This window comes from Streptomyces sp. NPDC060049, assembly GCF_042736715.1.
GTDB lineage: Bacteria > Actinomycetota > Actinomycetes > Streptomycetales > Streptomycetaceae > Streptomyces.
This window is the reverse complement of record NZ_JBHWVV010000006.1, coordinates 139,748-153,009: the sequence shown is the minus strand read 5'-3', so window position 1 is coordinate 153,009 and position 13,262 is coordinate 139,748. Positions and strand designations below refer to the sequence as shown.

The following is a 13,262-nucleotide window of genomic DNA, read 5'->3' as shown; positions in this document are numbered from 1 at the left end:
CACACCAAAGTGAATGTTCCGGATACCGGATACGTCTCTTCGGACAACGAACCGTTTCCAGCCAACCTTTTGACGCGGCCCTGACATCACGGCGCGCAGATGGCACTCTTCGACCGTTCTTCGCACCAGCCCGATCTGCCCGGAGGCCCACCCAGCCGTCCGGAACCCCCCTTGCAGAAGGAGTCTGCGTTGAGTCCCACCCCCCAGCGGCGTGCCACCACGGCCGGCGCGCTTGTTGCCGCGGCCGCTCTCCTCGCCGTAGGCATCCAGACCGGAACCGCCACCGCCGACGCCACCGCGTCCCAGGTCGGCACGGTCGCCCAGGCCAACCCGGGCGCGGCCAACCGCGCACTCAGCGCTTCGGAGCGTGCGACGCTCCTCGCCGAGGCGAACTCCACCACCGCGCAGGCGGCCAAGGCCCTCGGCCTCGCCGGCACGGAGAAGCTCATCGTCCGCGACGTGGTCAAGGACGCGGACGGCACCACCCACACCACCTACGAGCGCACCTACGACGGCATACCGGTGCTCGGCGGTGACCTGACCGTCCACGCCAAGGGCGGCGTCACCAAGAGCGTCACCAAGGCCACCAACGCGGACATCAAGGTCGCGGACACCACAGCCACCGTCACCCCGGCCTCGGCCGAGGGCGCGGCGCTCAGCTCGGCCAACGCGGCGGGTGCCAAGGACGCCACGGCCACCAAGGGCGCCCGCAAGGTGATCTGGGCCGCGGAAGGCGCTCCGGTCCTCGCCTTCGAGACCGTCGTCGGCGGCCTCCAGCACGACGGCACCCCGAGCGAACTGCACGTGGTCACCAACGCCAAGACCGGCGCGAAGATCACCGAGTGGCAGGCGATCGAGACCGGCGTCGGCAACACGATGTACAGCGGTCAGGTCACGCTGGGCACCTCGCAGTCGGGCAGCAACTTCACGCTGAACGACGCCGGCCGCGGCGCCCACAAGACCTACGACCTCAACGGGGGCACCGGCAGCGGCACGGGCACCCTCTTCACCGGCCCGGACGACACCTGGGGCACCGGTGCCGCCTCGAGCCGGGAGACCGCTGGTGCCGACGCGCACTACGGCGCCCAGCTGACGTGGGACTACTACAAGAACGTGCACGGCCGCAACGGCCTGCGCAACGACGGCGTGGCCCCGTACAGCCGGGTCCACTACGGCAACGCGTACGTCAACGCGTTCTGGAGCGACTCCTGCTTCTGCATGACGTACGGCGACGGCACGGGCAACACCCACCCGCTGACGTCGATCGACGTGGCCGCGCACGAGATGACCCACGGCCTCACCTCGGTCACCGGCAACATGACCTACTCGGGTGAGCCCGGCGGCCTCAACGAGGCGACCTCCGACATCATGGCGGCGGCCGTCGAGTTCAACGCCAACAACACCAACGACGTCGGTGACTACCTCGTCGGCGAGAAGATCGACATCAACGGCGACGGCACCCCGCTGCGCTACATGGACAAGCCGAGCAAGGACGGCGGCTCCAAGGACGCCTGGTACTCGGGCATCGGCTCCATCGACGTCCACTACTCCTCCGGTCCGGCCAACCACTGGTACTACCTGGCCTCCGAGGGCTCGGGCGCCAAGGTCATCAACGGCGTGAGCTACAACTCGCCGACCTCGGACAACCTCCCGGTCACCGCGATCGGCCGCGACGCCGCATCGAAGATCTGGTTCCGCGCGCTGACGGCCGGCTACTTCAAGTCGAACACCAACTACGCCGCCGCCCGCGTCGCCACCCTCCAGGCCGCCGCCGACCTGTACGGGGCCGGCTCGGCCACGTACAACAACACGGCCAACGCCTGGGCCGGCATCAACGTCGGCCCGCGCATCGTCGCCGGTGTCTCGGTCACCAGCCCCGGTAACCAGAACACCGTCACGGGCAGCGCCGTCAGCCTCCAGATCCAGGCCAGCAGCACCAACGCCGGCGCCCTGACCTACACGGCGACCGGTCTGCCGACCGGCCTGTCGATCAACTCCTCGACCGGCCTGATCTCCGGGACCGCCTCCACCGCCGGTACGTACAACACGACGGTCACGGTGAAGGACTCGGCGAACCAGACCGGTACGGCGTCCTTCGTCTGGACCGTCGGGACCTCGCAGCAGAGCGTCTTCGAGAACACGACCGACTACACGATCGCGGACAACGCCACGGTGGAGTCCCCGCTCCCGGTCAACCGCACGGGCAACGCCCCGAGCACCCTCAAGGTGGACGTGAACATCGTCCACACCTACGTCGGTGACCTGCGGGTCGACCTGGTCGCCCCCGACGGCACCGTCTACAACCTGCGCAACCGCACCGGCGGCAGCGCGGACAACATCATCCAGAGCTTCACCGTGAACGCCTCCTCCGAGGTCGCGGCCGGCACCTGGAAGCTCCGGGTGGCCGACCTGGCCAGCCTGGACACCGGTTACATCAACAGCTGGAAGCTGACCTTCTGATCCCCACGAGGGATCCGGTGAGCAGGAGCTGAACCGTCAGATCACGGGGCCGCCCGGGAGCAGACCTCCCCGGGCGGCCCTGTCCCATTTGCCGGGCCGCCAGGGCCGGGCGGAGGAACGATGCACGCCGCACGCGGGCACACCGCACGCACCGGAAGGGCCCGGCACCCCGAGGGGTGCCGGGCCCTTCCTGCCGCTTGCGGCCGGGGTCAGTTGATGGCGCGGACCATCGAGTCGAAGAAGCCCGGCGCCGCCTCGGCCGGCGCGCCGGCCACGCGGGCGCCGGTGCGGTCCTCGTCGTCACGCCAGTCGTCGCGGCGGTCGTCGCGGTCGTCGTCGCGCCCGTCGTCGCGCCCGTCGTGGCGTCCGTGGTGGTTCTCGTCGTCGGACGGCTTGAAGAGGACCGACCGGACCTCCAGGTCCCGCGCCCTCTCGCCCGGCTCCAGCGCCTCCACGGCCTGGCCGCCGCAGTGGCGGCCCTCGAAGAGCACCGCCAGGGATTCCGTCTCGTTGCGCACCTCGAAGGCCGGGTGGTTGCCCGAGGCGTGGGTCAGCTGGTAGCAGGTGTCGTTGTCGGAGGGCTCGATCCGGCCGTGACGCGTGTCGCCGTCGTCGCTGTACCGGTAGCTGAGCACACCGAGGCCGTCGTGGTCGTCGTGGTCGTTGGCGAGTGACTGGCCCGCGGTGGGCAGGACAAGTGCGAGGGCCGCGAGCAGCGTCGCGGCGGTGGTGCGAAGACGCATGAAGGAGTCCATTTCTCGGGGTTTCGGGGATGCCGGGTCCGGAGACATCCGCGAGGCAGCGTAGGAGGAACGGAAGCGCCGAAACGGTTCGACTGCGCCGCGCGTTCGAAGGTTCACCCTCACGGTCCCCTCGGGGGCCGAACGCCCGAACGCCCCGGAATCCGCACGGGTCCCGGGGCCACTCGGGCGGGCGTACGCACGGGCGTGCGCGAGCTTCGTGAGCCCGTGCGCACGCCCGCCGAGGCGGCTCAGACGGCGGCGCGTTCGCCCGTCCCGGGCGCCGCAACCCCTCCGGCCACGGGAGCCCCGGGACCCGCCGGAGCCCCGGGACCCGCCGGGCCGCGCGCTGCCTCCGTCGTCCCCGCTGCCTCCGTCGCACCGGCTGCCTCCGGGGTCCGCCCGGCGGCCGGCCGGCGGACCAGTGCCACCAGGATCAGCGCGCCCGCCAGGCCCAGCGCCCCCGAGACCCACAAGGTGTCGCGCAGCCCGCTCACGAAGGCCGCCTCCACCCACCGCGCGGCCTCCGGGGCCGCCTGGAGCACCTTGCCCGCTCCGCCGCCGGCCAGCGCCTCGGCCGTGCCGTGCGGCCGGCCCGAGCCTTCGAGCCCGTCCGACAGCCCGGCCTGGAAGACCGCCCCGAGCACCGCGATGCCCAGCGCCATGCCCAGCTGCCGGGCGGTGTTCAGCGCGCCGCCCGCCATGCCCGCCCGGGCCGGGGGCACGGCGCCCATCGCGGCGGCCGCCAGAGCCGGGGAGCTCATGCCCACGCCGACGCCGGCGACGACCATGCCGGGCACCAGCGCCGTCCAACCGTCGCCGGTGTCCAGCATCCAACCCTGGAGCAGCGCGCCGGCGCCGATGAGGAACAGCCCGCCGCCGATGGTGATCCGGGGCGGGGCCCCGTGCATCAGCTTGCCGCTCGCGGCGGCGACGAAGAAGCCGGCCAGGCTGAGCGGAACCAGCGCCAGGCCGGCGCCGACCGGCCCCATGCCCTCGGCGGTCTGCAGCCACAGGGAGACGTACATCAGGTAGCCGAAGGCGGCTCCGGCCATCAGCAGCGAGGCGGCCATGACCGCGACGAAGGCCGGGCTGCGGAAGAGCGAGAGGTCCAGCATCGGCCGGGAGCTGCGCAGTTCGACGAGGACGAAGGCGGCGAAGGCGGCCGCGCCCAGGGCGAACAGGCCCAGCGTGGTGAGGGAGGTCCATCCGTTCTCTCCGGCCCGGATCAGGGCGTAGGTGAGAGCGGCGGCGCCGGTCGTGAAGGCGGCCGTGCCGGGCAGGTCCAGGCCCTTGGCGTGCGGGTCGCGGGACTCGCCGACGGCCTTCAGGGTGACGTACACGGCGAGGGCGCACACGGGGAGGTTGATGAAGAAGATCCAGCGCCAGCCGAACTGCTCGGTGAGCAGGCCGCCGATGATGGGGCCGGCCGCGGCGGCGGCCCCGTTGACCGCGCCCCAGACGCCGAAGGCGACGCCCCGGTCGCGGCCCTGGTAGGCGGAGCTGAGCAGGGCCATGGTGGTGGCGAACATCGCGGCGGCGCCGACGCCCTGGACGGCGCGGAACGCGATCAGCGCGGCCGGCCCGCCGGCCAGACCGCAGGCGAGGGAGGCGGCGGCGAAGAGGCCGAGCCCGCCGAGGTAGACGCGGCGCCGGCCGATCCGGTCGGCGAGCGAACCGGCGCCGAGCAGCAGGGCGGCCAGGGCGAGGGCGTATATGTCCATCACCCACTGGAGCCCGGAGAATCCGGTGTCCATGTCGTCGGCCATGTCGGGCAGGGCGACGGTCACGATCGTGACGTCGACCAGAAGCATGAAGGCCCCTAGACACACCGCCGTCAACGGCAGCCATTTGCGCATGGGGAGTTCTCCTCGGATCACGGGGGGCTCGGCAGGATCCCCGGGTTGCCCAAGGTGCCCGCGCCCCGCCCCGTCCCCCACCCAGCGGCCCGCTCGCGCCGGATTTCCCCCATCGGACGCCCTGGGATGATGGGAACCGTGAACGACACGGAGATGGACCCGCTCGACCGGTCCCTGGTCCAGGCCCTCGTGATCGACGGCCGGGCCGCCTTCAGCCGGCTCGCCGAAGTGCTGGAGGTCTCCGACCAGACCGTCGTCCGCCGCTACCGGCGCCTTCGGGGCACCGGCCTCATCAGGGTCGTCGGGCTGCCCCTGGGCAGCCGCGTCGGGCTGTTCGAGTCCTGGCTGCGCGTGCAGTGCGCCCCCGACGCGGCGCTCCCGGTCGCCGAGGCGCTCGCCCGCCGTCCGGACATCGCGTGGGTGACGCTGAACTCGGGCGGCACGGAGGTCCACTGCATGACCCGGGCCCGGACCCGCCAGGACCGGGACGCGCTGCTCCTGGACAAGCTGCCGCGCACCCGGCGGGTGACCGGTATCAGCGCCCACACGATCCTGCGGAAGTTCTTCGGCGGGCCTGACGCGTGGGCGGGTACGGACGCGCTGCGCCCCGACCAGATCGCGGCGCTCGAGCGGCCGCCGGTCCTGCCCGCGCCGGACACCCCGTACGTCCTGGACGCGGCGGAGCTCGCGCTGCTCGCGGTGCTGGGCCGGGACGGCCGCGCCGGATACCCGGAACTGGCGCGCGCCACCGGGCTGTCGGAGTCGACGGCTCGCCGCAGGCTGGAGCGGCTGCGCGCGCTGGGGGCGGTCTTCTTCGACGTGGAGTTCGTCCCGGCGCTCTTCGGTTACGAGGCCGAGGCGACGCTGGTGCTGACCGTGCCGCCAGCCCGGCTGGCGCAGGTGGGGGCGGCGCTGGCGGGCCACCGCGAGATCGCTTTCGCGGCGGCGGTGACGGGGGCGGCCTCCTTGATGGCGGTGGCGGTGTGCCGTGACACCGACGCGCTCTACACGTACCTGACCGAGCGGATCGGCGCGGTGGAGGGCGTGGGCCACGTGGAGGTGATCCCGTCCCTGCTCAGCGTCAAACGGGCCGGGATGCTGGTGGAGGGCGGGCGGCTGGTCGATCCGCCGCCCGCCCCCTGAGCCCGCGGGCCCGCGGATGTCCGCGGACCGGCGGGCTCGCCGCGCCCTGAGCCTGTCCTCGAAGTGGCCCCTGGCCCGCGCCACTTCGACGGACGCGCCCTAGCGCAGGAGTACGCCGCCTCCCGCGTCCGTTTCCTGCGGTCCGGCGACCAGGCCCAGTTCGGCCGGGGTCGCCAGCAGCGGATGCGTCGGCAGGATCCGCACGGTGTAGCCGAAGGGCCCCGTGCGGTCGAGGGCTAGCGGGCCCTCGTACAGCCTGCGCCCCTCCAGGTCCGGGCCGCCGGCCGGTTTGAGCGGGAAGGCCCGGCCGTCCCGGATCACGTCCTGCGCGTCGACCCGGCCCGCGACGGCCTGGACTTCCACGTCCTCGGGCCCGAGCGCGTCGAGGGAGACCTGCACGCGCAGGGTGAGGGTCGCCCCGAGTTCGGCGGTACCGCCTACCGGGCCCGCCGCCAGCGCCTCCACGTGCTCGACGGTGAGCTTCGGCCAGGCCGCGCGTACCCGGCCCTTCCACCAGGCGAGGTCCCGTGCCGCTTCCGGCGTCAGGGCGCGGTGGGCGAGCGCGGCCGGAGCGTAGAGCCGCTCCACGTACTCCCGCACCATCCGACCGGCCAGCACCTTGGGTCCCAGTGAGACGAGGGTGCGCCGGACCATCTCGATCCAGCGGACCGGCAGTCCGCCCCGCCCGGTCCGGTCGTAGAACCGGGGCGCGACCCGTCCTTCGATCAGGTCGTAGAGGGCGTTCGCCTCCAGGTCGTCGCGCCGGTCCTCGTCCGTGCCGAGGCCGTCGGCGGTCGGGATGGCCCAGCCGAAGTCCGGCTCGAACCACTCGTCCCACCAGCCGTCCAGGACGGAGAGGTTGAGGCAGCCGTTGAGCGCGGCCTTCATCCCGCTGGTCCCGCACGCCTCCAGCGGGCGCAGCGGGTTGTTGAGCCAGACGTCGCAGCCCGGGTAGAGCTTCTGCGCCATGGCCATGCCGTAGTCGGGCAGGAACACGATCCGGTGGCGCACGCGCGGGTCGTCGGAGAAGCGCACCAGCTCCTGGACGAGCCGCTTGCCGCCGTCGTCGGCGGGGTGCGCCTTGCCCGCGACCACGATCTGCACCGGCCGGTCCGGGTCCAGCAGCAGGCGCCGCAGCCGGTCGGGGTCGCGCAGCATCAGCGTGAGCCGCTTGTAGGACGGGACGCGGCGGGCGAAGCCGATGGTCAGGACGTCGGGGTCGAGGACGGAGTCCACCCAGCCCAGTTCGGCGTCGGCGGCCCCGCGCTGGCGCCAGGAGGCCCGCAGGCGGTCCCGTACCTCTTGGACCAGCTGCTCCCTGAGCACCCGGCGCAGATCCCAGACGTCCTGGTCCGGGATGTCGGCGACGGCGTCCCAGCGCGGGGAGCCGCCGACGGACAGGGCGTCCTCGGTGCGTCCGGCGCCGATCTGGCGGGCGCCGAGCTTCACCACTTCCGGCGCGACCCAGGTCGGTGCGTGCACTCCGTTCGTCACGGAGGTGATGGGCACGTCGGCGGGGTCGAATCCCGGCCACAGTCCGGCGAACATCTCCCGGCTGACCGCGCCGTGCAGCGTGGAGACGCCGTTGGCCCGCTGGGCGAGGCGCAGCCCCATCACGGCCATGTTGAAGACACCGGGGTCGCCGCCGGGGTAGGTCTCCGCGCCGAGTTCCAGGATCCGGTCGACGGGTACGCCGGCCAGCTCGCCGCCCTCGCCGAAGTGGCGGGCGACCAGCGCCCGGTCGAACCGGTCGATGCCGGCGGGGACGGGCGTGTGCGTCGTGAAGACCGTTCCCGCCCGCACGGCTTCGACGGCGGCGTCGAAGCCGAGTCCCCGCTGTCCTTCCAGTTCCCTTATGCGCTCGAGTCCGAGGAACCCGGCGTGGCCCTCGTTGGTGTGGAACACCTCGGGGTCGGGATGCCCGGTGATCCGGCAGTAGCTCCTGACGGCCCGCACCCCGCCGATCCCCAGGAGCATTTCCTGGAGGAGCCGGTGGTCGCTCCCGCCGCCGTAGAGGCGGTCGGTCACCTCGCGGGCGACGGCGTCGTTGTCCTCGACGTCGGAGTCGAGGAGCAGCAGCGGTACCCGGCCGACGCGCGCCTGCCAGATGTGGGCGTGCAGGGCCCGGCCGCCGGGCAGGCTCAGCGACACCCGGGCCGGCGTCCCGTCCTCCTCGCGCACGAGCGAGACGGGCAGTTCGTTGGGGTCGAGCACCGGGTAGTGCTCCTGTTGCCAGCCGTCCCGGGAGAGGGACTGGCGGAAGTACCCGTGGCGGTAGAGCAGTCCGACCCCGATGAGGGGTACGCCGAGATCGCTGGCGGCCTTGAGGTGGTCCCCGGCGAGGATCCCGAGCCCGCCGGAGTACTGGGGCAGGGCGGCGGTGATCCCGAACTCGGGCGAGAAGTAGGCGATGCCGGCGGGTAGCTCCGCGGCGGCCTCGTGGCCCTGGTACCACCTCCCGCCGTGGACGTAGTCATCGAGGTCGGCGGCGGCGACGGCGAGCCGCCGCAGGAACCGCCGGTCGGCGGCGAGCTCCGCGATGCGCGCGGCGGACACGGCGCCGAGCAGCCGGACGGGATCCCCGCCGGCTGCCTGCCAGCCCTCGGGATCGACGGATTGGAAGAGCTCGCGGGTCTCGGTGTGCCAGGACCAGCGCAGATTGCGCGCGAGGCCTGCGAGGGGCGAGAGGGTCTCGGGGAGGACGGGGCGCACGGTGAATCGACGGATAGCCTTCACGCGTTCCACCTTCGCAGGGGATGACGGATCGGAGGGGCCGCACCACGCTGTGCGGCGCCCGCATCACCCTCGGAAGGCTAGCGGCGGGTCTCCCGCGCGGCCATGGCGCCTCTACCGCCCCTCGACCACCCCGCTCGTGGCAATGGATCACCGTGGACATCCGGAAGTCCACTTCGAGTTGACGGAGCACAGGTGAATTCTGCGAGTGAACTTCGGGACGCCTGTGCGGCTACGTACGAGTAGTTAACCGAGCACGCGGATTGGGCCGGGCTGGAGTGGGAAGGGCTCCCGGGTACGCGCACGGCGCACCGCCTCCCCCGACCTCTCCCGCCACCCGAGTGAACGCGGACAGGAGCGGCCATGCCCGCAACCAAGGCGTCTTCCGAGCGGCTAGAAACAGAGCGAACAGAGCGTGCACTACCAGCCGCCATGCCGGCTGGCCTGTCGTCACCGAGCCCTGCGAACTGCCCCCAGGTGATCCCATCATGATCGGTCGCATTCCCGTGCTGGACGTCCGCCCCGCCGTCGACTGCGGCGCCAGACCCGCAAAGGCGGTCGTGGACGAGGTCTTCGAGATCTCCGCCACCGTGTTCCGCGAAGGGCACGACGCGGTCGCCGCCCATGTCGTGCTCCGAGATCCGAGCGGGCGGCTGCGGCCCCCCGTGCCCCTGTCCGAGCTCGCTCCCGGCACCGACCGGTGGGGGGCCCGGGTGTCCGCCGAGGTCGAGGGGAGGTGGACTTACACCGTCGAGGCGTGGAGTGACCCGGTGGCCACCTGGCGGGCCCATGCGGCGATCAAGATTCCCGCCGGCATCGACCCGGGGCTCACGCTCCTCGAAGGCGCCGACCTCTACGAGCGGGCCGCCGCGAAGATCCCCAAGCGCGACGGGCGCGAGCACGTGCTCGCCGCGGCCGCCGCCATGAGGGACGAGGACCGGGAGGTCGCCGTCCGGTACGCCGCCGCCCTGGCACCGGCCGCGGCGGCGGCGCTCGCGAAGCGCCCGTACCGGGAGCTGGTCACCGCCTCCAAGCCGCTGCCGCTGCTGATCGAGCGCAAGCGGGCCCTCTTCGGTTCCTGGTACGAGATGTTCCCCCGGTCGGAGGGGGCGGTGCTGGAGCCCGGTGAGGCGCCCGTCAGCGGGACCTTCCGCTCGGCCGCCGAGCGGTTGCCGGCGATCGCCGCGATGGGTTTCGACGTCGTGTACCTGCCGCCCATCCACCCCATCGGCAGCACGTACCGCAAGGGCCCGAACAACACCCTGTCCGCGGGGAGTTGGGATCCGGGCGTGCCGTGGGCCATCGGTTCCACCGAGGGCGGCCACGACGCCGTCCACCCGGAGCTCGGCACCATCGAGGACTTCGACGCCTTCGTCGGCGCGGCCCGCGAGCTGCGGATCGAGGTGGCGCTGGACTTCGCCCTGCAGTGCTCGCCGGACCACCCGTGGGTGGAGAAGCACCCGGAGTGGTTCCGTCACCGTGCCGACGGGACGATCGCGTACGCGGAGAACCCGCCGAAGAAGTACCAGGACATCTTCCCGATCCACTTCGACGCCGACATGGCCGGCATCGTCGAGGAGACGGTCCGGATCCTGCGGTACTGGATGGACCACGGCGTCCGCATCTTCCGGGTCGACAATCCGCACACCAAGCCGGTCGTCTTCTGGCAGAAGGTGATCGCGGACATCAACAAGTCCGACCCCGACGTCATCTTCCTGGCGGAGGCCTTCACCCGCCCCGCGATGATGCGGACCCTCGCCGCCATCGGCTTCCAGCAGTCCTACACGTACTTCACCTGGCGCAACACCAAGGCCGAGCTCACCGAGTACCTGACCGAGCTCACGGACACCCGCTCCGCCTCCGTCATGCGGCCGAACTTCTTCGTCAACACCCCCGACATCCTTCCCGCGTACCTCCAGCACGGCGGCCGTCCCGCTTTCGAGGTGCGTGCGGTGCTCGCCGCCACCCTCTCCCCCACCTGGGGGGTCTACGCCGGCTACGAGCTCTGCGAGAACGCCGCGGTGGAGGAGGGCGGCGAGGAGTACCTGGACTCCGAGAAGTACGAGCTGCGCCCGCGCGACTGGGCCGCCGCCGACCGCGAGGGCCGCACGATCGCCCCGCTGATCACCGCCCTGAACCGGATGCGCCGCCGCCACCCCGCGCTCCAGCAGCTGCGGGACATCCACTTCCACCCGACCGACAACGAACAGGTGATCGCCTATTCGAAGCACGCCGGGTCCGATTCCGTACTGGTGGTCGTCAACCTCGACCCGCACCACACCCAGGAGGCGACGGTCTCGTTGGACATGCCGGTACTCGGCCTCGACTGGCACGGGTCCCTCGCGGTGCGCGACGAGCTCACCGGCGAGACCTATCACTGGGGCAGGGCGAACTACGTGCGCCTAGAGCCGGGCCGAACGCCCGCGCACGTACTGGCCGCTCTGCGACCGTCCCCGCCCACCGGAGGGTCACCCACCACATGATGATCAACGATCCCGTCCACGACACCTTCGAGGACACCCCCGCCAAGGACCGCGATCCCGACTGGTTCAAGCGGGCGGTCTTCTACGAGGTCCTCGTCCGCTCCTTCCACGACAGCAACGGCGACGGCGTGGGTGACCTCAAGGGGCTCACCGCCAAGCTGGACTACCTCCAGTGGCTCGGCGTCGACTGCCTCTGGCTGCCGCCCTTCTTCGCCTCCCCGCTCCGCGACGGGGGCTACGACGTCTCCGACTACACCTCCGTGCTGCCGGAGTTCGGCGACCTCGCCGACTTCGTGGAGTTCGTGGACGCGGCGCACACCCGCGGCATGCGGGTGATCATCGACTTCGTCATGAACCACACGAGCGACCAGCACGAGTGGTTCCAGCAGTCCCGCAAGGACCCCGAGGGGCCCTACGGCGACTACTACATGTGGGCCGACAACGACAAGCAGTACCAGGACGCCCGCATCATCTTCGTCGACACCGAGACCTCGAACTGGACGTACGACCCCGTCCGCAAGCAGTACTACTGGCACCGGTTCTTCTCCCACCAGCCGGACCTCAACTACGAGAACCCGGCCGTCGTGGAGGAGATCGTCTCCGCGCTGCGCTTCTGGCTCGACCTCGGCATCGACGGGTTCCGCCTCGACGCCGTGCCCTACCTGTACGCCGAGGAGGGCACCAACTGCGAGAACCTGCCGCGCACCCACACCCTCCTCAAGCGGGTCCGCGCCGAGATCGACGCGCACTACCCCGACACCGTGCTGCTCGCGGAGGCCAACCAGTGGCCGGAGGACGTCGTCGACTACTTCGGCGACTTCCAAAAGGGCGGGGACGAATGCCACATGGCCTTCCACTTCCCCGTCATGCCGCGCATCTTCATGGCCGTGCGGAGGGAGTCCCGCTACCCGGTCTCCGAGATCCTGGCCAAGACGCCCGCGATCCCGGACCGCTGCCAGTGGGGCATCTTCCTGCGCAACCACGACGAGCTGACCCTCGAAATGGTCACGGACGAAGAGCGCGACTACATGTACGCCGAGTACGCCAAGGACCCGCGCATGCGGGCCAACATCGGCATCCGGCGCCGCCTCGCCCCGCTGCTGGACAACGACCGCAACCAGATGGAGCTGTTCACTGCCCTGCTGCTGTCGCTCCCCGGGTCGCCGGTCCTGTACTACGGCGACGAGATCGGCATGGGCGACAACATCTGGCTCGGCGACCGCGACGGGGTGCGCACGCCGATGCAGTGGACCCCCGACCGCAACGCCGGTTTCTCCTCGTGCGATCCGGGCAGGCTGAACCTGCCGGTCATCATGGACCCGGTCCACGGGTACCAGGTCACCAATGTCGAGGCGGCCATGGCGTCGCCCTCCTCCTTGCTGCACTGGACCCGCCGGCTGATCGAGGTCCGCAAGGCGAACCCCGCTTTCGGGCTCGGCTCCTACACCGAACTGCCCTCGACCAACCCGGCGGTGCTCGCCTTCCTCCGGGAGTTCGGGGACGACCTGGTGCTGTGCGTGCACAACTTCTCGCGCTTCGCGCAGCCCACCGAGCTGGATCTGCAGTCGTTCAACGGACGGGTCCCGGTGGAACTGACGGGTGACGTCCGCTTCCCGCCGATCGGCGAGTGGCCGTACCTGCTGACCCTGGCGGGCCACGGCTTCTACTGGTTCCGCCTGCGCTCCGAATAACAGCCCGGCCCGGGGGCGGGCGCGGCGAATGGGTCAATCGCCCGCCCCTGTAAGGACCATCCTGACCCGACACTCACACACACCGGAGAAGCAACTACAGCGATCCGGGACACTCTGCGCATTCTGTGACGGCCCGGGGAAAGGACGCGAAGC

The 13,262-nt window shown here is 71.5% G+C and carries 7 protein-coding genes; 4 read left to right on the top strand and 3 right to left on the bottom strand.

The window, feature by feature from the left end; all coding sequences use genetic code 11:
- Positions 1-189 precede the first annotated feature (189 nt).
- Complete coding sequence (locus tag ACFWBY_RS13225; protein ID WP_385332489.1) at positions 190-2,460, top strand: M4 family metallopeptidase; 2,271 nt, start codon at positions 190-192, stop codon at positions 2,458-2,460.
- Between the two features lie 209 nt (positions 2,461-2,669).
- On the opposite strand, the gene ACFWBY_RS13220 is transcribed toward ACFWBY_RS13225, so the two are convergent.
- Complete coding sequence (locus ACFWBY_RS13220) at positions 2,670-3,203, bottom strand: hypothetical protein (protein ID WP_385332492.1); 534 nt, start codon at positions 3,201-3,203, stop codon at positions 2,670-2,672.
- 248 nt (positions 3,204-3,451) lie between these two features.
- Positions 3,452-5,059 carry an MFS transporter gene (locus ACFWBY_RS13215; protein ID WP_385332495.1) on the bottom strand — a complete coding sequence of 536 codons (1,608 nt, stop codon included), beginning with the start codon at positions 5,057-5,059 and terminating at the stop codon, positions 3,452-3,454.
- Positions 5,060-5,188: 129 nt separating this feature from the next.
- Here ACFWBY_RS13215 and ACFWBY_RS13210 point away from each other — a divergent pair, with 129 nt between their 5' ends.
- Positions 5,189-6,202, top strand: a complete 1,014-nt coding sequence (locus ACFWBY_RS13210; protein WP_385332792.1) for an Lrp/AsnC family transcriptional regulator — start codon at positions 5,189-5,191, stop codon at positions 6,200-6,202.
- Between the two features lie 99 nt (positions 6,203-6,301).
- On the opposite strand, the gene glgP is transcribed toward ACFWBY_RS13210, so the two are convergent.
- Positions 6,302-8,938, bottom strand: a complete 2,637-nt coding sequence (gene glgP / locus ACFWBY_RS13205; RefSeq protein ID WP_385332498.1) for an alpha-glucan family phosphorylase — start codon at positions 8,936-8,938, stop codon at positions 6,302-6,304.
- 485 nt (positions 8,939-9,423) lie between these two features.
- On the opposite strand from glgP, the gene ACFWBY_RS13200 reads away from it, so the two are divergent.
- Positions 9,424-11,418 carry an alpha-1,4-glucan--maltose-1-phosphate maltosyltransferase gene (locus tag ACFWBY_RS13200; protein WP_385332501.1) on the top strand — a complete coding sequence of 665 codons (1,995 nt, stop codon included), beginning with the start codon at positions 9,424-9,426 and terminating at the stop codon, positions 11,416-11,418.
- Positions 11,415-13,109, top strand: coding sequence for a maltose alpha-D-glucosyltransferase (treS, locus tag ACFWBY_RS13195; RefSeq protein WP_385332504.1), 1,695 nt, complete (start codon positions 11,415-11,417; stop codon positions 13,107-13,109). The genes ACFWBY_RS13200 and treS overlap by 4 nt, the downstream gene beginning before the upstream one ends.
- The last annotated feature ends 153 nt before the right edge of the window (positions 13,110-13,262 follow it).